We start from the raw sequence: 23,165 nt of genomic DNA, 5'->3' as shown, positions 1-23,165 counted from the left end.
CAGAATTACGGCTACATGGTGATGCTCAGCCGGTGCTAGCGTTTTTCGAGTCGCCGCTCTTCTCTGCTGTCGACATAGCTTGATTCATCTTTTTTCCTCCCCCTGTAGTCGTGCGTTCGCACCCGCCGAAAGCGGTGACTTCACGTTGAGCCACACGACGCTCGTCTGCCTGCCTTTCGCGGGCTCCGGCGCCTCCTTCTTCCGTCCCTGGCGCGATCTCGCACCTTCGGCCCTCCACGTCGTGGCGCCGCAACTGCCCGGCCGGGAGTGGCGCATCGGCGAGGAACCGGCCAAGGACGTCGACTCGGCCGTCACGGCACTGCTCGACGACGTCCTCGACCAGGGCGTCGAGGGACGTGTCGCGCTGTTCGGGCACAGTTTCGGCGGCGTCCTCGCCTTCGAGCTGGCGCGCAGACTGCTGACCGTGGGAGATCTGGAACTCGTCCATCTGTTCCCCAGCGGCTCCCCCGACCCCTGGACCCCCAGGACCCGGCGAGCCGCCGGCCTCGCCGACGAGGACTTCCTGCGCAGGGTCGAGGAGTTCGCCGGCTACAGCCATGAGGCGCTCGCCGCCCCGGAGATGCGGGAGCTCATCCTCCCGACGCTGCGGGGCGACGTGGAGATGCACGAGAGCTACGTCGCCGACACCGCGCAACCCCTCCCCGTCCCGGTCACCGCACTGCGCGGCCGTACGGACCATCTGGTGAGCGCGGCCGAGACCGCCGGCTGGTCACGCGCGACGACCGCGGAGTTCACCGTGACCGAGTTCGACGGCGGCCACATGTACGTCACCGACGGGGCCGGGCAGTTGCTCACCCTGATCGAGCACGTCACGGCCCCTTCCTGACCGGCCCGCAGCCCACTTGGACGACGACCACCAGGAGTTCCCATGCGACTGGCCGACAAGACGGCCGTCATCACCGGCGCCGCCCGAGGGCTCGGCCGGGCATGTGCCGTGGCCTTCGCCCGCGAGGGCGCGGATCTCCTGCTCGTCGACATCTGCGGGGACACTCCCGGTGTCCCCTACCCGCTCGGGACGGCAAGCCAGTTGGCGCACACGGAGCGGCTGTGCCGTGACCTCGGTGCGGCCGTGTCCGTCTCCGAGGCCGACGTCCGCGACCCGGCGTCCGTCGCTGCGGCCGTGGACCTCGCTCAGGAACGGTTCGGCCGGATCGACGTACTGGTGAACAACGCGGGGATCGTGGCCCCGTCGGGCAAGTCCGCCGACCGACTCAGCGAGGCGGAATGGTCGTTGATGATCGACGTCAACCTGACCGGTGCCTGGCGGGTGATGCGGGCCGTGGCCCCGCGGATGGTCGGGAGGCGGGCGGGCAGCATCATCAACATCGCCTCCACGGCGGGCCTGGTCGGCTACCGGCACTTCGCCGGATACGTCGCCTCCAAGCACGGTCTGATCGGGCTGACCAAGGCCGCCGCCCTCGACTACGCACCGTCAGGCGTCCGGGTCAACGCGGTGTGCCCCGGGTCGGTCCGCGACGACGAGGCGGCCGAGGGCCGGATGCTCGCCGAGATCAGCCGCGCGCTGGACATACCGGTGGAGGGCCACGAGGAGGTCTTCCGGCAGCAGCAGCCGATGGACCGACTGATCGAGCCGGACGATGTCGCCGCCGCCGCACTCTGGTTCGCCTCCGACGAGTCGCGCCACGTCACCGGTTCCCTCCTCACGGTCGACGCGGGCTTCACCGCACGCTGACCTGCCCGACGGCCCTTTCGGAGATGACCTCGGCATGACGACCCCGCCCCCCGGCACCCCACTCCACCGCGAGGACGAGCGCGCCCTCTGCCACGCCCTGTGCGTACGGACGGCCACGCCCCTCGACGCCGGCACGCTGCGACGACGGCTGACCGACGCGGTCGGCTCCGACGAACGGGTGTGGGAGGAACACGTACCCGCCCCGGCCGCCGACTCCGAGCGCCACCGGACGCGCGAGGCGACCAGGCCGCTCGCTCCCGGACAGTCCCTACGGACGGTCCTTCTCCGTTACGGCGACGGGCTGCACGACCTGATACTCGTCACGCGCCGGACGGTCCTCGACCGTGCCGGGCTGCACCGACTGGCAGCGGTACTACTCGGCGACTCTCCCAGCGCACCCGTCTCCCTCGTGGCCCGGGACGGGACGGCCCACGGAAAGCCCGGCTCCACCGACTTCCCGGCACCCGTGAGCACCGAGCCCGCGCCCTGGTGGGTGAGCGACTCCTCCGCACCCCCCGGCCTGATCGCAGAACAGACCATGACCGGCGCCATGACCGGCGCCACGACCGGTTCGCCGGCCCAAGCCAACGTCCGGGACCTCGCGGCCAGTTGGCTCGCTGCGACAGCCGTCACGCTGGCGCGTCACGGCGTCCGCCGGCCCGCGCTCGCTGTCCTGGACGCTCCCGGCGCCGCGTCAGGCGGGACGGGCCCGGCTGCCGCGAGACTCGTCGAGACCGAGCCGGCCTCGTCGGCGACCCTGGCGGACCTCACCACCCGTGTCGGCGCGACGCTGGCGGAAGCGCACGCGGTGGAGCGCCAGGTGGACGCGGCTGTCGTCCTGGACATGGGGATGCCTGAAGCACCGCCGTCCGACGCGACCCTCGTCGAGTACGTTCCGTACCAGACCCCACCGTGCCCTCTGACGTTCTCGGTGCAGGCGTCCGCCGACGGCACGTGCACGGTCCGTCTGCGGCACCGGCCGTACGATCTGGCACCGGCGTCGGCCCGCGCACTCCTCGAACGGGTCGTAGGTGTGCACGAGCGGCTGCTCGCCGAGCCGTCCAGCGATCCGGACACGGTCGACGTTCTCGACGAGGCCGGCCGTCAGGACCTTCTGCGGATCGGCCGCACCGAACGCCTCCGCCCCCGACGGCACTTGCGTATCGAGCAGCTCTTCGCCCAGTGGGTCGCCGCACAACCGGACGCCGTGGCGCTGACGTCACAGGGCAAGCGGTTGAGCTATCGCGACCTGGACCGCTGGTCCGACGTACTGGCGCAAGGCCTGCGCGAACGGGGCGTGCGCCCGGGTGACCGCGTCGGGGTCTGCTGCGAGCGGTCCGCCGAACTCGTGGCGGTCCTGATCTCGGTCCTCAAGGCGGGCGCCTGCCATGTACCCGTCGACGTACGGCATCCGGTGGACCGGCGGGCGTACGTGGCCGCCGACGCGGAGCTCGCCCTGGTGGTCACCACGCTGACGGACTTCGGTGCCGGGCCGGACGTCCGGACGCTGACGCCCGGCGAACTGGAGGAGGCGGGACGGAACTCCACAGCGTCGCCCGGGTCGGCCACCACCACGGGTCAGGCCGCCGACCCCGCGTACGTCATCTACACCTCCGGCACCACCGGCCGGCCGAAGGGCGTGACCGTCCCGCACCAGAACGTCGTCGACCTGGTCGACGCCACCGCCCCGCTCTTCGGGCTGGGGCCGGCCGACGTGTGGACGCTGTTCCATTCCAGCGCCTTCGACTTCTCCGTCTGGGAGATCTGGGGCTGCCTGCTGACGGGCGGCCACCTGGTCGTGGTGCCGTACTGGGGCACCCGGTCGCCGGAGCAGTTCCACGACGTGCTGCGCGCCGAGCGGGTCACTGTCCTGAGCCAGACTCCGTCGGCCTTCGGACAGTTGGTGGAGGCTCAGCGTGAGCGTGCCGAGGACCTGTCGGTCAGGCTCGTCGTACTCGGCGGTGAGTCCCTGGACGCGCGCCTGCTCCTGCCGTGGTTCGACCGGTACCCGGAGACCGTCTGCCGGGTGGTCAACATGTTCGGCATCACCGAGACGACGGTGCATGTGACCGCCGAGGGCATGACCCGCGCCGCGGCCCTGGCCCGCTCCAGGGTGGTGGGCAGGGCCCTGCCCGGGTGGTCCGTCCGCGTGCTCGACGAACACGGGCGGATGGTGCCGGCGGGTGTGCCCGGCGAGATTCACGTGGCCGGAGCCGGAGTCACGCTGGGCTACCTCCACCGGCCGGAGCTGACCGGGCAGCGATTCCTGCCCGACCCCTACGGCGAAGACCGCCTGTATCGCAGCGGCGATCGCGGACGGCTGCTCCCGGACGGCCGGCTGGAGCACCTCGGCCGCCTCGACGACCAGGTCAAAGTGCGCGGCTTCCGCATCGAACTCGGCGAGATCCGGGCGGTCCTGCTGGAGGCACCGGGGGTGGTCGCCGCTGCCGCGGTGGTCTCGACACCGCCCGGGCAGACGGCCGATTCCCGGATCGACGCCTACGTCGTGCTCGAACCCACCGCGTCGGAGACCGGCCTGCGCGACCGGGTCGCCCGCGTACTCCCGGACTACATGGTGCCCGCCACCATCACCCGCCTTCCGGCGCTGCCCCTGACCGTCAACGGCAAGCTCGACGTGGCCGCGCTGCCCGCGCCGGCGGCGCGGCCCACCGCCGTGGCCGAGGGCGGCACCGGCGACGACGCCCTCGACGATCTCCTCACCGTGTGGCGTGAGGTGCTCGGTGCGGCTGTCGGACCGGACGACGACTTCTTCGAACAGGGCGGCAACTCGCTCGTGGCGGTCCGGCTCGGGGCGGCGCTGCGCGAACGCGGCTATCCGCCCCTGCATCCCCGCACGCTGTATCTCAACCCGACACCCCGGCGGGTCGTACGGGCCCTGCTGCCGGACGGCCGGTGAGCGCCGTGAGCGCCCCTTCACCCTCCACTCCGCCCGGGCCGGCGCAGGCACCGCCCGAGGCGGAACGCCCCGCACGGTCGGACATCCCGAACGGACCCACAGCAATGGCCGTGCCCCCCGCACGTCGTGAAACCCGGCCCATGGTGGAGGTCCGGGACCTGGCGAAGACGTACCGCCACAACCCGGCCCTGGCAGGAGTCGACCTCGACATCGCCGCCGGCGAGATCCACGCGCTGCTCGGCCCGAACGGTGCCGGCAAGACCACCTTGGTGCACGTGCTGGCGACGCTCCTTCGACCCGACTCCGGTCGCGCCGTGGTCAACGGTTTCGACGTGGCGGCCGAACCGGACAGGGTGCGCTCCGCCCTCGGCCTGGCCGGCCAGTACTCCACGGTGGACGGCATGCTCACGGGATACGAGAACATCCGCCTCATCGCCAGGTTGCGCGGCATGGACCGCGGAACGGCACGCACCGTCGCCGACGAACTTCTCTCCCGTTTCCGCCTCACCGGCGCCGCCTCCCGGCTGGCACGCACGTACTCCGGTGGCATGCGCCGTCGTCTCGACCTGGCGGCCGCGCTGGTCGGCTCCCCGCCCCTGGTCATCCTGGACGAGCCCACCACCGGTCTGGACCCGGAGAGCCGCTTCGACACCTGGGACGCGGTCAGCGAGCTGGCGGCCGGCGGCACCACGATCCTGCTGACGACGCAGTACCTGGAGGAGGCGGACCGGCTGGCCGACCGGATCACCGTGATCGACCGGGGAAGAGTCGTCGCGGCCGGTACGGGCGACGAGCTCAAGGCCTCCGCGGGAGCGAGCAGGCTGGTCCTCCGGGTGGCCGAGGACCAGCATCTCGACGCCGCCGCCCGTGCCGCGACAGACGCCGGCGATGCGACACCGACGGTCGATCGGCGGGCCCGTCGCATCGAGGTCCCCGTCACCGACGGCCCCATGGCACTGAGGAAGGTGCTCTCGGCCCTGGAGCGCGAGGGAGTCGAAGTCCTCGACCTCAGCCTGAGCCGGGCGACCCTCGACGACGTCTTCCTGGATCTGACCGCACGAGCGCGCGGAGCCGCCGCATGAACGCGACCCTCCGTATCGCCGGTGAGAGCGCCGAACTGGCCCGCCGCAACCTGCTCTACCTGAAGCGCACGCCCAGCCTGCTGGTGTCGAGCCTCGTCGAGCCGGTCCTGCTGGCCATGCTCATCGGCTACGTGTTCGGTGGCAGCCTGGGCGGGGCGGTGTACCGCGAGTACCTGGTGGCCGGACTGCTGTCCCAGACCGTCGCCTTCACCGCGTCGTTCACCGCCATCGGACTGTCCAGGGACCTGCAGGAGGGCATGGTCGACCGGCTGCGCACGCTGCCGATCTCCCGCGTCGCCCTGCTGATCGCCCGGACCACCTCGGACCTGTCCGGCTGCGTGGCGAGCGTCTCGGTCACGACCGTCTGCGGGCTGGTGCTGGGCTGGCGGCCGCACACCGGCCCCGCCGACGTCGTCGCCGGCTACCTGCTCCTCCTGCTGTTCGCCTTCGCGATGTCGTGGATCGGCGCGTTCGTCGCCCTCGTCACTCCGAACGTCCAGGTGGCGGCCAGTGTCGGAATGATCTGGCTCTTCCCCGCGACCTTCGTCTCCTCCGCGTTCGTCTCCCCCGCGACCCTGCCCGGCCCGCTGTCCGCCATCGCGGAATGGAACCCGCTCAGCGCCCTGGCCAACGCCCTGCGCGCCCTGTACGGCAACACCGCACCGCGAAACTTCCCCGCACAGCACGGCTGGGCCTCAGCGCATCCGGTGTCCTACGCGGTGGCGTGCGCCGTACTCCTTGTCGCCGTCTTCACCACGCTTTCCACCTGGCGCTACCGCACTCGGACCACGCGGTGACCGTGGGCCGGCCCGTCCCTCGTTCGTGCTGGGCGTCGCCTTCACATGGTCTTCGAGGGTGACTCACGGTCGGGTGACAGGTCACCGTGAACTGTCCCCGAATCGTTGCGGGGCGCACGCAGTTGGACAACCGGATGGCCCTCAACGAGTTCGCGTCGCCGCCGGACGCCGATGCGACGCCCCCACGCCCGGGGCCCTGGACGCGTGGAGCGCGAAGTTTCCTCCAAGCCCGGTAGTCGAGCGGCAGATCTCGCCTACGATGCCCGGCCTTGGACGTTGGGATGGTGTCCGGTGACATGTACGGGATGAGTTCCCGGCTGACGGCGTATCACGCCGGGCCATAGTGGGCGCCAGTGCAGCGGTTGGTGTTCTTCGACCTGGACAACACCCTGGTGGACCGGCAGTCGGTGTTCGCGGCGTGTGCGACGGAGTTCGCCGAGGAAGGCGGGCTCGGATGCGAGGCGGTGCCCTGGTTGACGGCCGCTGACGGCCAAGGCCACGGACCTCGTGATCAGTTCTTCCGTGCGGTCACTTTGGGCCGGCAGAGCCCGCCGAGGAGTTGTGGGCGGGATTCCGGGCCCGGCTGCCGGAACTCGTTCGGTGTGCCCCGGCGCTGCTGGAGGGTCTGTCCCAGCTCCGGACGTCGGACTGGCGGGTGAGTATCGTCAGCAACGGGATGCCCGACAACCAGCTGGCGAAGATCGAGCGGGCGGGTGTGGGCGAGAGGGTGGACGCCTGCTGCACCTCCGGCGAGGTCGGCATCCGCAAGCCCGACGTCCGGATCTTCGAGCTGGCCGCCGAACGGTGTGGGGCGGATCTGGCTGCTGGGGGATGGATGATCGGCGACAGTCCCGAGCACGACGTCGCGGATGGACGGGCGGCCGGGCTGCGGACGGTATGGATCGGCAGGCAACAGGCGTGGCCGAGAGCCGAGCCGCAGGCCGTTCGGACGGTTCCCGATGCCGTTCGAGTCTACGTAGACCTGCCGACCGCGATCGCGGCTGCGACGGCCACCCGACTGACGACACTCCGAACAATCCAGCCCGCGCCAACGTCTATGGCTGTCACAAAACCACAACCAGGACGACGCCCACCCTCCTCCCCCGGCCGCTGAAGCTCCCGGCGCAGGCTGGGAGTCATTGGTGCACTCCTGACAGAGCATCAAGCACGCCCGTCCACCGGCTGTCCACCGGGGCCACGGAAAACAAGACCAACCCGACAACGCAATGTACCAAACCAGCAGGTCAAAGCCTTGCGATGGGCCGCTGGCGACAGATGGTGAACCTGCGACCCACGCATTGCGATGCGTAGACCACGAGTGTCCGAATAGCCCGGATTCCAAGGTCAACGATACAAAGAAACCCCAGGTCAGAGGCCCGACCTGGGGTTCACCACAGAGCCGCCTTCGGGATTCGAACCCGAGACCTACGCATTACGAGTGCGTTGCTCTGGCCATCTGAGCTAAGGCGGCGCGCCGTCCGCACCATGGTGCGATCAGCAACGACGGTAAGTCTACACAGTTTCGGAGGGTGCTCCGTACCGGCCCCGGAGGCGGGCCTTCCGGGGCCGGTGACCGGGCTATGAGCAGCGCTTTCCCTGCGTGGGAGGGGTGCCGCGCAGGAGATAGGCGTTGATCGTCCTGTCGATGCAGGAGCTGCCGCGGCCGAAGGCGGTGTGGCCGTCGCCCTCGTAGGTGAGCAGGCGCGCCGAGGACAGCTGGCCGGCCAGGGCCCGTGCCCAGCGATAGGGGGTCGCCGGGTCCCGGGTGGTGCCGACCACGACGATGGGCGCCGCGCCCTTCGCCTCGATGCGGTGCGGCTCACCCGTGGCGTGCACCGGCCAGTAGGCGCAGTTCAGGGAAGCCCAGGCGAGGCCCTCGCCGAAGACCGGCGACGCCTTCTCGAACTCGGGCAGGGCCGCGCGCACCTGTTCCGGGGTGTCGAAGGCAGCCGGCAGGTCCAGGCAGTTCACCGCCGCGTTGGCGAACATCAGGTTGCTGTAGGCGCCGTCGGCGTCGCGTTCGTAGTAGCTGTCGGACAGTACGAGGAGTCCGGATCCGTCGTTCTGCTTCATCGCGGACGCCAGCGCCTCGCGCAGCTGCTCCCAGGAGCCCTCGTCGTACATCGCGGCGATCACACCGGTCGTGGCGAGCGACTCGGTGAGCCTGCGGCCACCTGCGTCCCCGGTGCGCAGGGGCCGAGTGTCCAGCTCCTCGAAGAACGACTTGAGGTTCGCGCCCACCCGCTCGGGCGACGTGCCCTTGTCGCCCAGCGGGCAATCGGCCTGCTGCACGCAGTCCTTCGCGAACGACCGGAACGCCGTCTCGAAGCCCGCCGTCTGTTCCAGGTTCAGCCGCCGGGCAGGCAGCGACGGGTCCATCGCGCCGTCCAGCACCAGCCGGCCCGCCCGCTCGGGGAACAGCCCGGCGTACGTCGCCCCGAGGAACGTGCCGTACGAGGCCCCGACGAAGTTCAGCTTCTCGTCGCCGAGCGCCGCCCGCACGATGTCCATGTCCCGGGCCGCCTCCACGGTGGACACATGACGCAGCAGCCGGGGCGCGTCCGCGCCGCAGCCCTCGGCGAACGTCCGGTACGCCGCGACCAGCCCGCCCGTCTCCCTCGCGTCGTCGGGCGTGGTGTCCGTCCGCGTGTACCTGTCCATCCCCGGCCCGTCCAGGCACTTCACGGGCTCGCTGCGGGCCACGCCGCGCGGGTCGACCGCCACCATGTCGTAGCGGGCCCGCACCTCGGCCGGGTAGCCGATGCCCGCGTACTGCTGCACGTAGCCGATCGCCGAGCCGCCCGGCCCGCCCGGGTTCACGAGCAGCGAGCCCAGCCGCTTGCCCGGGCCGGTGGCCTTCTTGCGGGTGAGGGCGAGCCGGACATCGCCGGCGGACGGCTCGGCGTAGTCGAGCGGCGCCTTGAGGGTGGCGCACTCGAAACCGGCACCGCAGGCGCGCCAGGCCGGCTTCTGCCCGTAGTACGACGTAAGCGCCGCGGGCGTGGCCTTCGGCAGCGCGGCCAGGGCCGCCTCCTGCGCCGCGGAGGCGGAGGTCGTCGCGCTCCCGGAGGAGCAGGCGGAGACGAGCAGCGCGGCCGTGGCGAGGAGACCGGCGGCGGTCTCGGCCCGGTTGCGTGTCCTGCGGTGGAGACCCCCGGAGACGGAGGCGGAACGGGGGGTACGCCGTGTGTCCATCCAGCGATCGTAACTCTGGGCGACGAGATGGGTGCCCTGTGTGCACGTCGTGCCTCGTACGAGTTACGACGCCGACGGCCTGCCCGACCCGGGTGGTCCTGCCGGTCTCTCAGCCCGCTCTGAGCGCCATCGTCATCGCCTCCACCGCGAGCAGCGGCGCCACGTTGCGGTCGAGGGCGTCACGGCAGGCCGCGATCGCCTCGATACGGCGGAGCGTGGCCTCCGGGGAGCTGCCGCGGGCGAGGCGCTCCAGGGCGTCCTCGGCGTCCGCGTTGGCGATGGCCACGCGCGAGCCGAGCTGGAGGGCGAGGACGTCGCGGTAGAAGGCCGTGAGGTCGGTGAGGGCGAGGTCGAGGCTGTCACGCTGCGTGCGCGTCCTGCGGCGCTTCTGCTTGTCCTCCAGGTCCTTCATCACGCCGGCGGTGCCGCGCGGCATGCGGCCGCCCTGGGCGGCGCCGAGAGCGGCCTTCAGCTCCTCGGTCTCCTTGGCGTCCGTCTCCTCCGCGAGCTGCTTGGCGTCCTCTGCGGCCGCGTCGACGAGCTCCTGGGCGGCCCTCAGCGCGGCGCCGATCTCCTCGACGCGCAGCGGCAGCCGGAGCACGGCGGCGCGGCGTTCACGCGCGGCCGGGTCGGTGGCCAGGCGGCGCGCCCGGTCGACGTGGCCCTGGGTGGCGCGGGCCGCCGCGGCGGCGACGTCCGGCTCGATGCCCTCGCGGCGCACGAGCATGTCTGCGATGGCGTCGACCCTCGGCGTGCTCAGGTTCAGGTGGCGGCAGCGGGAGCGGATGGTCGGCAGGACGTCCTCGATGGAGGGGGCGCACAGCAGCCAGACCGTACGCGGGGCGGGTTCCTCCACGGCCTTGAGGACGGCGTTGGCCGATTTCTCGTTCAGCCGCTCGGCGTCCTCGACGAGGATGATCTGCCAGCGGCCGTTCGCCGGCGACGTGAACGACTTGCGGACGGTGTCGCGCATGTCGTCGGCGAGGATCTGCGTGCCGACGGCGGCGACGGTGGTGACGTCGGCGTGCGTGCCGACGAGTGCCGTGTGGCATCCGTCGCAGAAGCCGCAGCCCGGGGAGCCGCCGAGGGCCCGGTCGGGGCTGACGCATTGCAGCGCCGCCGCGAACGCACGCGCCGCCTGGTTCCGTCCGGCCCCGGGCGGGCCCGTGAACAGCCAGGCGTGCGTCATCTTCGACGCCTCGGGCGGCGGGGCGCCGGTGGCGGCCGCGGTGACCAGCGCGTCGGCGTCCCGGGCGGCAGCGGCCAGCTGCTCGCTCACCCTCTCCTGCCCGACGAGGTCGTCCCACACGGTCATGGGTCACGCCGCCCTTCCGTCACGTTCCGCTTTGCGAGACCCATTGTGGGGGCGACCACTGACAACGCCCGCCGCCCCGTCCGGTGCACCCCAGGCTCCCGCGCCGGTCCGACGGAGGCCCCAGCACCCCGGCCGAAACCACAACCCCGGGCTCCCACATCCGCCCGCCGGAGGCCCCAGCACCCCGGCCGAAACCACAACCCCGGGCTCCCGTATCGGCCCGCCGGAGGCCTCAGCGCCCCCGGCCGCCCCTCCCCCGGCGTCCGCGGCCCTGGTCCGGCTCGTCGTCGTGCGGTCCCAGCAGCTCGTCCGCGAGCGAGGGCAGGTCGTCGAGCGGCGTCTCCTCGGCCCACTCGGACCGGCGACGGCGTGGCGTCTCCTCGGCGTCGATCCGGGGCATCTCCCGCGTACGGTCCTCGGTGCCGTCGGGCCGGGCGGCCGGGGCGTCCTCCCGGAAGTACCCGGGCGGAACCCGGTCCGCCGGTCCGTCCCGGCGCACCGGCGGGAGCACGGCCGTCTCCTCGGCGTCCTCGGACCGGACGGGAGGCAGCACGGCCGTCTCCTCGCCATCCCCGGGCCGGACCGGAGGCAGCACCGCCGTCTCGTCGGCTGCGCCGAAGGCGTCGGCTTCGCGTACCTGCGGCAGCACCTCGGTCTCGTCCCCGGCTCGGGGCGAGAACGGCGGCAGGGCGTTGGTCTCCTCCCCGGCCACGGGCGGAACCGGCGGCTTCGGCAGCTCGGCCGTCACCTCGGCGTCGGATTCACCGGAGGTCCGGCCCAGGTCCGAAGGCGGCTCCTCGTCCCGCACGGGGCGCAGCACGGTCGTGTCGTCGGCCGCACCGCCCGGTGTCACCACCGGCGTGGGCACGGTCGCCGCGTCCTGAGCGGCCGCCGATCCCGCGGCACTCCGCTTCGGGGCGGAGCTCTTCGGGCCGACCTCGGCCGCCGCGGCAGCCGCCTCCGCGAGCCGCCGGGCCTCCTCGGCCCGCAGCAGCGCCGCCTCGGCCTTGCGCTGCTTCTCCAGGCGGAGCGCCTCGGCCTCGGCACGCAGTCGCGCCTCCTCCTCGGCCTGCTTGCGGCGCCGCTCCTCGTCGGCCTTGCGGCGGGCCTCCTCCTCGGCGCGGGCCTTCTCCTCCGCGAGAAGCCGGGCCCGCTCCTCCTCGGCCTTCCTGCGCGCTTCCTCGGCCCGTCGCCGGGCCTCCTCCGCCTGCCGTTCGGCCTCGCGGCGCTGCGCCTCCTCCAGCTCCCGGCGCTTGCGCTCCTCCTCCTCGGCGCGCAGCTTGGCGAGCTGCTCCTGGCGCTCACGCTCCAGGCGCTCCTCCTCGGCCTTGCGGGCGGCCTCTTCCTCGGCCTTGCGGCGGGCCTCCTCCTCGGCCTTCTTCCGTGCCTCCTCCTGGGCCTTGATCTCGGCCTCGGAGAGCGGCAGCACCTGGTCGAGGCGGTGCCGGATGACGGTCGTGACGGCCTCGGGCTCCTGGCCGGCGTCCACCACCAGGTACCGCCCGGCGTCGGCCGCGGCCAGGGTCAGGAAACCGGCCCGCACGCGCGCGTGGAACTCGGCGGGCTCCGACTCCAGCCGGTCCGGCGCCTCGGTGAACCGCTCGCGCGCGGTCTCCGGGGCGACGTCGAGCAGCACGGTCAGATGCGGCACCAGTCCGTTCGTCGCCCAGCGGTTGATCCGGGCGATCTCGGTCGGCGACAGGTCGCGGCCGGCGCCCTGGTAGGCGACCGACGAGTCGATGTACCGGTCGGAGATGACGACCGCGCCGCGCTCCAGGGCGGGGCGTACGACGGTGTCGATGTGCTCGGCCCGGTCGGCGGCGTACAGCAGCGCCTCGGCGCGGTGCGACAGGCCCGCGCTCGACACGTCCAGCAGGATCGACCGCAGCCGCTTGCCCACGGGCGTGGCGCCCGGCTCGCGCGTCAGCACCACCTCGTGGCCCTTGGCGCGGATCCACTCGGCGAGCGCCTCGGCCTGGGTGGACTTCCCGGCCCCGTCGCCGCCCTCCAGGGCGATGAAGAAGCCGGAGGCCGCGGCCCCCTGCTCCGGGTCGTCGCCGCCGAGCAGCGCGTCCCTCAGGTCCTGCCGCAGCGGCACACCGGAACGGTCGTCGACCTTCGCCAGCACGAGCGCGGCGACGGGCAGCAGCAGGGCGCCGGTGAGCATCAGCGTGAAGGCCGCGCCGCCGTGCGCGAAGACGAACTTGCCGCTCTCCAGCCGGTGCGGTCCGATCGCCGCCGCCACCAGCGGGGCGATCACCGCGCCGAGCGCGACACAGACCCGGACGACCGCGTGCAGGTGCTCCGTGGTGCGGGCGCGACGGCTCTCCTCGGTCTCCTGGTCGAGCAGGGTGTGCCCGATGTTGGCGGACAGGCCCGCGCCGACACCGGCCAGCGCGAGGATCAGCAGCACGCTGGTGACGTCCGGGACCAGGCCGGCGGCCAGCAGGGCGACACCGGTGAAGGCGATCGTCAGCGCGAGCAGCCGGCGACGCGACAGGGCGGGCACGAGGGCGGGCGCCGTACGGATGCCGACGACCACGCCGCCGGTGAGCGCGGCCACGAACAGGCCGTAGAGCACCGGGCCGCCGCCCAGGTCCTTGGCGTGCAGCACGGCCACGGCGACAGCGGCCGACACCGCCGCGGCGACGGCCGCGCAGGACAGGACCAGCAGCGGCAGCGCGCCGGTGCGGCCCTTGTCGGCGCCGGTGGTGGTCTTCGGGCGGCGCAGTCCCTCCAGCGGCGACCGCGCGCGGGGGGTGCGTGTGCCGGGCAGTTCCAGGAAGGTCAGCACGGACAGGGACGCGGCGAACAGTCCGGCGGCCACGTAGGAGGCGAGGGCCGCCTGGTGCTGGCCGAACCAGTCGATGCCGGCGCCCAGCAGGTTGTTGAACAGGGACGCGACGACGAGCACGACGGCCGCCAGGGGGATCGCCGCGAAGCCGGTGCGCAGCGAGAGGCGGCGCAGGGCGTCCATGTGGTCGGGCAGCGGCCGGACCGTCGCCCCCTCCGGCGGCGGGGCGGGGAGCAGCGCGGGGGCCGCGCTCTCGCGGCACACCGTCCAGAACCGCTCGGCGACTCCCGTCACGAACGCCGTGACGAGGAGGAGGGCCGGTGCGTTGCCGGGTGTCCAGTCGATCCACAGGGGCGCGACGATGAGCAGCGCCGCGCGCAGCCCGTCGGCACCCACCATGGTCCAGCGGCGGTCGAGGGGGCCGTCCTGCGAGGTGAGGGCGGTGAGCGGGCCGAGCAGAACGGCGCCGAACAGGAGCGTCGCGAGGATGCGCACCCCGAAAACGGTCGCCACTGCGAACGCCACGCCCCGGTAGCCGCCCCCGAAAGTACCTTCGGCGACGGCCGCCTGGAGTGCCAGCAGGACCAGCACGAGAAGGGCGAGGGTGTCTCCCACTCCGCCCACGAGCTGTGCGCTCCACAACCGCTTCAGCTGCGGTCGTCGCAGCAGGGCGCGGACGGCACGCTCGCGGGAGTCCGCGACCAGGGCGTCGTCGGGGGCGGGCTGAGGGGCCGTTGAGTGGTCGGCTCGCGTCATGCGTTCAGCCTATCGGGAGCCACCGACACCCCGGAGGGCGCGGGCTGGCATGCGCACGCCCCGACACCGAAGTGTTGCCGGGGCGTTCGCTTTCCGAACCCTGGGCGAATAACCGGACGCGACGGTCCGGTTTCCGGACAGGCTCGAACGGCCTCAGTCCTTGGCGGACTTGGCGGCGAATCCGTCGCCCACTCCTTCGCCGACTCGGCGGCGATCCGCCGCTCAGTCCTCCGTGGACTGGGCGGCGGTCGCCGTCTTGGCGGCCGTCTTCTTCGCGGTGGTGGTCTTCTTCGCCGTCGTCTTCTTCGCGGTGGTGGTCTTCTTCGCCGCGGTCTTCTTGGCCGTCGTCGTCTTCTTGGCCGGCGCCTTCTTGGCCGCCTTCTTCGCGGTCTTCTTCGCCGGCCCCTTGGCGCGCTTCTCGGCGAGCAGCTCGAAACCGCGCTCCGGGGTGATCTCCTCGACGCTGTCGCCGGAGCGCAGGGTCGCGTTGGTCTCCCCGTCGGTGACGTACGGGCCGAAGCGGCCGTCCTTGACCACGACCGGCTTCTCGCTCACCGGGTCGTTGCCGAGCTCCTTCAGCGGCGGCTTGGCGGCCGCCCGGCCACGCTGCTTGGGCTGGGCGTAGATCGCCAGCGCCTCCTCCAGCGTGATCGTGAAGAGCTGCTCCTCGGCCTGCAGCGAGCGCGAGTCCGTGCCCTTCTTCAGGTACGGGCCGTAGCGGCCGTTCTGCGCGGTGATCTCCTGGCCCTCGGCGTCGGCGCCGACGACACGGGGCAGCGACATCAGCTTCAGGGCCTCGTCGAGGGTGACCGTGTCCAGGGACATCGTCTTGAACAGGGACGCGGTGCGCGGCTTGACCGCGTTCTTGCCCGTCTTCGGGGTGCCCTCGGGAAGGACCTCCGTCACATACGGGCCGTAGCGGCCGTCCTTGGCGACGATCGTGCGGCCGGTGGCCGGGTCCGTGCCCAGCTCGAAGTCGCCGCTCGGCTTGGCGAGCAGCTCCTCCGCGAGGTCGACGGTCAGCTCGTCGGGCGCCAGGTCGTCGGGGATGTCGGCGCGCTGGTGCTGCTCGGTGTCCTTCTCGCCGCGCTCGATGTACGGCCCGTAGCGGCCGACCCGCAGCACGATGTCGTTGGCCACCGGGAACGACGACACCTCGCGCGCGTCGATCGCGCCCAGGTCCGTCACCAGCTCCTTGAGGCCGCCGAGGTGGTCCCCGTCGCCGTTGCCCGCGTCGGCCGCGGCTCCGCTGACTCCCGCGGCGGAGCCGCTGTCGGGCCCTGTCTCACCGAAGTAGAACCGCTTCAGCCACGGCACGGACTGCGCCTCGCCGCGGGCGATGCGGTCGAGGTCGTCCTCCATCTTGGCGGTGAAGTCGTAGTCGACGAGCCGCCCGAAGTGCTTCTCCAGGAGGTTGACCACGGCGAAGGACAGGAAGGACGGCACCAGGGCCGTGCCCTTCTTGAACACGTAGCCGCGGTCGAGGATCGTGCCGATGATCGAGGCGTAGGTCGACGGGCGGCCGATCTCGCGCTCTTCCAGCTCCTTGACCAGGGAGGCCTCGGTGTAGCGGGCCGGGGGCTTGGTGGCGTGCCCGTCGACCGTGATCTCCTGGGCGCTCAGGGCGTCGCCCTCGGAGACCTGCGGCAGCCGGCGCTCGCGGTCGTCCAGCTCGGCGTTCGGGTCGTCGGCACCCTCGACGTAGGCCTTGAGGAAGCCGTGGAAGGTGATCGTCTTGCCGGACGCGCTGAACTCGACGTCCCGGCCGTCGGCCGCCGTGCCGCCGATCTTCACCGTGACGCTGTTGCCGGTCGCGTCCTTCATCTGGGAGGCGACGGTCCGCTTCCAGATCAGCTCGTACAGCTTGAACTGGTCACCGGTCAGTCCGGTCTCGGCGGGAGTGCGGAAACGATCACCCGAGGGGCGGATCGCCTCGTGGGCCTCCTGCGCGTTCTTGACCTTCCCGGCGTACGTCCTCGGCTGCGGCGGCAGGTAGTCGGCGCCGTACAGCTGGGTGACCTGGGCGCGGGCGGCGGAGACCGCCGTGTCGCTCAGGGTCGTGGAGTCCGTACGCATGTAGGTGATGTAGCCGTTCTCGTACAGCTTCTGCGCGACCTGCATCGTGGCCTTCGCACCGAAGCCGAGCTTGCGGCTGGCCTCCTGCTGCATCGTCGTCGTACGGAACGGGGCGTACGGCGAGCGGCGGTACGGCTTGGACTCGACGGAGCGCACCGCGAACCGCGTGTCCTCGAGGGCGGCGGCCAGGGCGCGGGCGTTCGCCTCGTCGAGGTGGAGGGTGTTCGCGCTCTTCAGTTGTCCCAGGGAGTCGAAGTCGCGGCCCTGCGCGACCCGCCTGCCGTCGACGGTCTGCAGGCGCGCGACCAGCGACGACGGGTCCGACGAGTCTCCCGCGCGGCCGGTCGCGAAGGTGCCCGTCAGGTCCCAGTACTCGGCAGAACGAAAGGCGATGCGCTCGCGTTCCCGCTCCACCACGAGTCGTGTGGCGACCGACTGGACGCGGCCCGCGGACAGCCGCGGCATGACCTTCTTCCACAGGACCGGCGAGACCTCGTAGCCGTAGAGGCGGTCGAGGATGCGGCGGGTCTCCTGGGCGTCCACGAGCTTCTGGTTGAGCTGGCGCGGATTGGCCACGGCGGCCTGGATCGCGGCCTTGGTGATCTCGTGGAAGACCATCCGCTTGACCGGGACCTTGGGCTTCAGCACTTCCTGGAGGTGCCAGGCGATGGCCTCGCCCTCGCGGTCCTCATCGGTGGCGAGGAAGAGTTCGTCGGACTCCTTCAGCAGGTCCTTGAGCTTCTTGACCTGCGCCTTCTTGTCGGCGTTGACCACATAGATCGGCGCGAAGTCGTGTTCGACGTCCACACCGAGGCGGCGGACCTCGCCGGTGTACTTCTCGGGCACCTCGGCGGCACCGTTGGGAAGGTCGCGGATGTGCCCGACGCTCGCCTCGACGATGTATCCGGGGCCGAGATAGCCCTTGATCGTCTTCGCCTTGGCGGGCGACTCGACGATGACGAGTCGGCGGCCGCCCTCTGCGGTCTCGCTGGTCGGGGACAACTTCGCTCTTCTCTCCGGTCGACGCTGGGGCCTCCCCGGAGTCGCTTACCGGGGCTGGGTACGTGGTGACGCTGCGGAGTGTGACGGTACATCCCGCCCCCGTGTCAAACGGGAAAAGCCCGCAACGGCCACTCGAACGGTAACCCGACTACCACCGATCCTGCCGCCCGGAGTGCCGGGGGCAGGCCCGGCCCTGTGCGGAGCGCGACGTACCGGTCACCGGCAGCTGTGCCGCGGGCGTGGGCCTCAGAGGCGGCTGAAGCACCACGCCCCGAGCGCCAGGGCGACCACCGCGACGATGCTCGCGAGGGTCGCCGAGGAGACCGGCCGCACCCCCTCGGCGACGGGCAGGTGCCGACGCACGCGCATCACGGTCCAGGCCAGCAGTGCGCCTCCGAACAGGGAGAACACCGCTCCCGCGAAGATCGCCGGTTCGCTCTCCATGACCCGTCGTGCCCCTTTTCCCCTGTCGCGCATCCCCAGCGACGGGAGGCTGACACGCGTGGGCGGCGGGCAGGCGAACCCGAGGTGAACGCCGGGGCGACACGACGGTGGATCAAGGGCGTCCGCTCCCTTGTGACCCGTTTCGGTCGAGGTGTTCAAATCGACTCGAATTTATTGGCTGATCACCTCGACGCCCCCTGCGCTCGCCCCTTGGCGGTCCGCTCAGCGGACCGGTTCCAGGAACCCCTGCTCGACCAGCAGCCGGATCTGGGCCGGGGTGCGGTCGCGCAGCAGCACCGGGTCCTCGCCGATCAGCTGGGCGATGGCGTCGAGGATGCGGCCGGCGCTCATCGTGCCGTCGCAGACGCCCGCGAAGCCGGCGCCCACCGTGTCCACCCGGGTCGCCCGGCGCATGCCGCGGTTCTGGCGCAGCACGACGTGCTCGGGGTCCTCCGCGCCGGGCAGCCCGACCTGCTCCTGCACGATCTCGGCGGCGAGCCGGAAATGCCCTTCGAGCAGCGCGGCGTCGTCGTGGTCGCGCAGGTGGTCGAGCCGGTCGAAATGGGCCCGGATCGTGTCGCCGAGCGGCTGCTCGACCGGGTGCGGCCACTCCTCCACCGTGAGCGAGGGCACGGCGGCGTCCGTCCTGCGCAGGGTGATCCAGCCGAAGCCGACGGCCTTCACCTTGCGCGCCTCGAACTCGTCGAGCCATGCGTCGTACCGCGCCTGGTACTCCGCCGCGTCGCCCTGGTGGTCACCGGCGTCCCGCAGCCACAGCTCGGCGTACTGATTGATGTCCTGCACCTCGCGCTGCACGATCCACGCGTCGCACCCGCGGGGCACCCATGACCTCAGCCTGTCCTGCCAGTCCTCCCCTTCCACGTGCTGCCAGTTGGCGAGGAACTGCGCGAACCCGCCCTGGTTCAGGCGCTCCCCCGCCTCCTGAACGAGCGTGCGGCACAGATCGTCCCCGCCCATCCCGCCGTCGCGGTAGGTGAGCCGGGCGCCGGGCGAGATCACGAACGGCGGGTTGGAGACGATCAGGTCGTAGGTCTCGTCGCCGCGGACCGGTGCGAAGAGGGAGCCCTCGCGCAGGTCGGCGGCCGCGGTGCCGGACAGCGCCAGCGTGAGGCCGGTGATGTGCAGGGCGCGCGGATTGAGGTCGGTGGCCACCACGCGCGTCGCGTGCTGCGCGGCGTGCAGGGCCTGGATGCCGGAACCGGTGCCGAGGTCCAGCGCGGCGGAGACGGGCGCGCGGACGGTGATGCCGGCGAGGGTCGTGGAGGCGCCGCCGACTCCGAGGACGACGCCTTCGTCCCGCCGGCCGACACCGCCTGCGCCGCCGACCGCGCAGCCGAGGTCCGACACGATGTACCAGTCCTCACCGCCGGGACCGCCGTAGGGCCGGACATCGACCGTCGCGGAGATGCCGTCGCCGCCGGTCCGGGTCAGCCAGCCGGTCTCCAGGCAGGCGTCCACGGGCAGGACCGCCGCCACGCGCGCGTGCGGCACGGGCTGCTGGAGCAGGAACAGCCGGACGAGCATCTCCAGCGGCGTGTCCCCGCGGGTCGCCCGGAGCGCGGGCACGGTCTCGCTCCGGGCGAGCGCCGCGTACGCGGGGGCGCCGAGCAGTTCGAGCAGTCCGTCGGCGGTGAAGGAGGCCGCGAGCAGGGCGTCCCTGAGCCGGGCGGCGACATCGGGACGGTCGGAGGAGGGCAGCGGGGGCAGGGATGACTGGCTGGCGTTACTCACGCCCCCCATTGTGGCCGCCGGGACGGATGTCGCACGTGCCCGTGCAGGGGCCGGCTGCCCCTGCGGCTCGTTTTCCCTCAGCTCTGGGTGGCCCCCGCCGACGCCGTGGCCGCCTTGCAGCTGGACTGCTGGGCCATCGCCTGGCCGACCTCGCCCTCCTCCAGGTTCCTGAGGGCGTCGTTCCCGCTCTGGCTCAGCTTGTCCAGCTCGGTGGCGATGTCCTTCAGACCGTCGGCGAACTTGCCCTGGTCCTTGGTGTCGAGCTCGTCGACCTGCTTCTTGAGGGAGGCGTACGAGGCGGAGATCGCGTTGAGCTCCTTGACCGCGTCCTGCTGCTTCTTCTCGCCGTTCTCGACGTCGGGCGCCCCGGCCTTGTTCACAGCGGTACCGATCGCCTTGTAGGCGTCGGACATGTCCTGGAAGGCCTGTGCGTCGGTCTTCTGGACGTCCTTCGGCGTGCTGTTGTCCGAGGTCTCCTTCTGGATCGCGGCATTGGCCGACTCGATCTTCTTGGCCTGCGGCTGTACGGCGTCACAGACCTGCTTGGCCCAGGAGTCCAGCTTGTCGTTGCCGTCGTCGCCGCCGCAGCCCGACAGCGCCAGTACCAGTACCGCACCGCCGGACAGTGCGGCCGCGAGCTTCTTGTTCACCGGATTGGTCCCTTCCATGGCTCTCGGCCCCGGAACATACACGCCAGATGCACGACAACCGCACGCCAGGCGTCTATTAAGACCGTTTTGTAACCTTTTGCACCAAGCGAGAGAAGGCTCACGCTTGATCTTGTACCCACACAGCGCGGGCGGACGACACGCCAACGCGTGCCGCCCGCCCGCACCTTGAGCTGGGGCTGGAGAAACCTCCCTACGAAACCACCGCCGGATCGGCCGACTTGGGCTGCGAGTCGGCGTTGTCTTCGTCACCCATGGCGATTCCGCGCCGCTTTGAGACGTACACCGCTCCGGCGATCACGAGGAACGCGAGGACGGCGACCAGGATCCGCACCCCGATGCTCCGGTCCGGACCGTAGGAGAACTTGATCACCGCGGGCGCGATGAGCAGCGACACCAGGTTCATGACCTTCAGCAGCGGGTTGATCGCGGGGCCCGCGGTGTCCTTGAAGGGGTCGCCGACCGTGTCTCCGATCACGGTCGCGGCATGGGCCTCGCCGCCCTTGCCACCGTGGTGACCGTCCTCGACGAGTTTCTTGGCGTTGTCCCAGGCGCCACCGGAGTTGGCGAGGAACACCGCCATCAGCGTGCCCGCGCCGATCGCGCCCGCGAGGAACGCGCCGAGCGCTCCGACGCCGAGCGTGAACCCGATGAAGATGGGCGCCGTCACCGCCAGCAGACCGGGCGTGGCGAGCTCGCGCAGGGCGTCCTTGGTGCAGATGTCGACGACCTTGCCGTACTCCGGCTGCTCGCTGTAGTCCATGATCCCGGGCTTCTCACGGAACTGCCGGCGCACCTCGTAGACCACGGAACCCGCCGACCGCGACACGGCGTTGATCGCCAGCCCCGAGAAGAGGAAGACGACCGCCGCGCCGGCGATGAGGCCCACGAGGTTGTTGGGCTGCGAGATGTCCATCATCAGACTCATCGGGGCGCCGTCCCCGCTGAGTTTCTCGCCCACGTCCCGCGCGCCGGTGATGATCGCGTCGCGGTACGACCCGAACAGCGCCGCCGCCGCGAGCACGGCCGTGGCGATCGCGATGCCCTTGGTGATCGCCTTGGTGGTGTTGCCGACCGCGTCCAGGTTGGTGAGCACCTGCGCGCCCGCGCCCTCGACGTCGCCGGACATCTCCGCGATGCCCTGCGCGTTGTCGGAGACCGGCCCGAAGGTGTCCATCGCGACGATCACACCGACCGTGGTGAGCAGGCCGGTGCCGGCCAGTGCCACCGCGAACAGCGCCAGCATGATCGACGTGCCGCCGAGCAGGAACGCCCCGTACACACCGAGTCCGATCAACAGGGCGGTGTAGACGGCCGATTCGAGACCGACGGAGATTCCGGCGAGGACGACGGTGGCCGGGCCGGTGAGCGAGGTCTTGCCGATGTCCCTGACGGGCCGGCGGGTGGTCTCGGTGAAGTAGCCGGTCAGTTGCTGGATGAGAGCGGCGAGCACGATGCCGATGGCCACCGCGACCAGCGCGAGGACCCGCGGATCGCCGTCCTTGTCCAGGATCGTGGTGTCGGTGACGCCGTCGAGCTCCGAGTACTTCCCCGGCAGGTAGACGAAGACGGCCACCGCCACCAGCACGAGCGAGATCGCCGCGGAGATGAAGAAACCGCGGTTGATGGCGCTCATGCCGCTGCGGTCGGTGCGCCGGGGCGCCACCGCGAAGATGCCGATCATGGCGGTGATCACACCGATCGCCGGCACGAGCAGTGGGAAGCCGAGCCCTGCGTTCCCGAAGGCCGCCGAGCCCAGGATGAGCGCGGCGACCAGGGTCACGGCGTACGACTCGAAGAGGTCGGCCGCCATGCCCGCGCAGTCGCCGACGTTGTCGCCCACGTTGTCGGCGATGGTCGCGGCATTGCGCGGATCGTCCTCCGGAATGCCCTGTTCGACCTTGCCGACCAGGTCGGCGCCGACGTCGGCGGCCTTGGTGAAGATGCCGCCGCCGACCCGCATGAACATCGCGATCAGCGCGGCCCCGAGGCCGAAGCCCTCGAGCACCTTGGGCGCGTCGGCCGCGTACACCAGCACCACACAGGAGGCGCCGAGCAGGCCGAGGCCCACTGTGAACATGCCGACCACGCCACCCGTACGGAAAGCGATCTTCATCGCCTTGTGCGAGACCGCGGTCAGATCCTTTTCCGGCTCGCCTTGAGCCGGAGTGGCTTCACGCGCCGCCGCGGCGACACGCACATTGCTGCGCACGGCGAGCCACATGCCGATATAGCCCGTGGCTGCCGAGAACGCCGCTCCGATCAGAAAGAACACCGACCGTCCGGCACGCTGACTCCAGTCGTCCGCGGGCAGCAGCATGAGCAGGAAGAACACGACCACGGCGAATACGCCGAGCGTGCGCAGCTGACGGGCCAGATAGGCGTTGGCGCCTTCCTGGACCGCCGCCGCGATCTTCTTCATGCTGTCGGTGCCCTCGCCGGCCGCGAGCACCTGGCGCACCAGGACGCCCGCGACCGCCAGCGCCGCCAGTGCGACGACCGCGATGACCACGATGAGAACGCGGTTGCCATCGGTCAGTACGGCGGCTGCGAGGTCTGTGGGATGGCCCGACTGTTGTGAGAGAGAAAGCCCCGCCATTCGTCCTCCTTGACGCTTGGGCTGAGCTCAAGATGTGGACGGGATTGTAGGTAC

At 71.4% G+C, this 23,165-nt stretch carries 14 protein-coding genes and 1 tRNA gene; 6 read left to right on the top strand and 9 right to left on the bottom strand.

The window, feature by feature from the left end; all coding sequences use genetic code 11:
* Positions 1–145: 145 nt before the first annotated feature.
* The 6 genes from ACFCXS_RS25125 (at position 146) to ACFCXS_RS25100 (ending at position 7,624) form a co-directional block, all read left to right on the top strand.
* Positions 146–847, top strand: a complete 702-nt coding sequence (locus ACFCXS_RS25125) for a thioesterase II family protein (RefSeq protein ID WP_376645572.1) — start codon at positions 146–148, stop codon at positions 845–847.
* A gap of 42 nt (positions 848–889) precedes the next feature.
* Positions 890–1,714: a mycofactocin-coupled SDR family oxidoreductase gene (locus ACFCXS_RS25120; protein WP_376645571.1), complete on the top strand. Its 825-nt coding sequence runs from the start codon at positions 890–892 to the stop codon at positions 1,712–1,714.
* 34 nt (positions 1,715–1,748) lie between these two features.
* Entirely contained in the window at positions 1,749–4,631 is a 2,883-nt protein-coding gene (locus ACFCXS_RS25115) for an amino acid adenylation domain-containing protein (protein ID WP_376645570.1), read from the top strand.
* A 140-nt stretch (positions 4,632–4,771) separates the two neighbouring features.
* Positions 4,772–5,713: an ATP-binding cassette domain-containing protein gene (locus ACFCXS_RS25110; protein WP_376645569.1), complete on the top strand. Its 942-nt coding sequence runs from the start codon at positions 4,772–4,774 to the stop codon at positions 5,711–5,713.
* Positions 5,710–6,510: an ABC transporter permease gene (locus ACFCXS_RS25105; RefSeq protein ID WP_376645568.1), complete on the top strand. Its 801-nt coding sequence runs from the start codon at positions 5,710–5,712 to the stop codon at positions 6,508–6,510. Before ACFCXS_RS25110 ends, ACFCXS_RS25105 begins: the two co-directional genes overlap by 4 nt.
* Positions 6,511–7,069: 559 nt before the next feature.
* Positions 7,070–7,624, top strand: a complete 555-nt coding sequence (locus tag ACFCXS_RS25100; RefSeq protein ID WP_376645567.1) for an HAD family hydrolase — start codon at positions 7,070–7,072, stop codon at positions 7,622–7,624.
* 283 nt (positions 7,625–7,907) lie between these two features.
* Here ACFCXS_RS25100 and ACFCXS_RS25095 read toward each other — a convergent pair.
* The 9 genes from ACFCXS_RS25095 to ACFCXS_RS25055 all read right to left on the bottom strand — a co-directional run bounded on the left by ACFCXS_RS25095 (position 7,908) and on the right by ACFCXS_RS25055 (position 23,111).
* Positions 7,908–7,981, bottom strand: a tRNA-Thr gene (locus tag ACFCXS_RS25095).
* 107 nt (positions 7,982–8,088) lie between these two features.
* A complete protein-coding gene (locus tag ACFCXS_RS25090; protein WP_376645566.1) occupies positions 8,089–9,705 on the bottom strand; it encodes an alpha/beta hydrolase in 1,617 nt (538 codons plus the stop codon).
* Positions 9,706–9,814: 109 nt separating this feature from the next.
* Entirely contained in the window at positions 9,815–11,020 is a 1,206-nt protein-coding gene (locus tag ACFCXS_RS25085; RefSeq protein ID WP_376645565.1) for a DNA polymerase III subunit delta', read from the bottom strand.
* Positions 11,021–11,252: 232 nt separating this feature from the next.
* On the bottom strand, positions 11,253–14,570 hold the full coding sequence (gene tmk, locus ACFCXS_RS25080) for a dTMP kinase (protein WP_376645564.1): 3,318 nt from the start codon (positions 14,568–14,570) through the stop codon (positions 11,253–11,255).
* A gap of 222 nt (positions 14,571–14,792) precedes the next feature.
* Positions 14,793–17,648 (bottom strand): type I DNA topoisomerase, encoded by a 2,856-nt coding sequence (gene topA / locus ACFCXS_RS25075; RefSeq protein ID WP_376645563.1) that lies wholly within the window; start codon positions 17,646–17,648, stop codon positions 14,793–14,795.
* A gap of 246 nt (positions 17,649–17,894) precedes the next feature.
* Positions 17,895–18,092, bottom strand: coding sequence for a hypothetical protein (locus tag ACFCXS_RS25070; RefSeq protein WP_376645562.1), 198 nt, complete (start codon positions 18,090–18,092; stop codon positions 17,895–17,897).
* Between the two features lie 222 nt (positions 18,093–18,314).
* Positions 18,315–19,853: a methyltransferase gene (locus ACFCXS_RS25065; RefSeq protein ID WP_376645561.1), complete on the bottom strand. Its 1,539-nt coding sequence runs from the start codon at positions 19,851–19,853 to the stop codon at positions 18,315–18,317.
* Between the two features lie 68 nt (positions 19,854–19,921).
* Positions 19,922–20,512, bottom strand: a complete 591-nt coding sequence (locus ACFCXS_RS25060; protein WP_376645560.1) for a small secreted protein — start codon at positions 20,510–20,512, stop codon at positions 19,922–19,924.
* Between the two features lie 193 nt (positions 20,513–20,705).
* Positions 20,706–23,111: a sodium-translocating pyrophosphatase gene (locus ACFCXS_RS25055; protein WP_376645559.1), complete on the bottom strand. Its 2,406-nt coding sequence runs from the start codon at positions 23,109–23,111 to the stop codon at positions 20,706–20,708.
* Positions 23,112–23,165 lie beyond the last annotated feature (54 nt).

Origin of the sequence: Streptomyces sp. NPDC056373 (assembly GCF_042262425.1) — a bacterium.
In the GTDB taxonomy this organism is placed as follows: Bacteria; Actinomycetota; Actinomycetes; order Streptomycetales; family Streptomycetaceae; genus Streptomyces.
The sequence above is the reverse complement of the archived record's forward strand: the minus strand, read 5'-3'. Positions and strand labels throughout refer to the sequence as shown.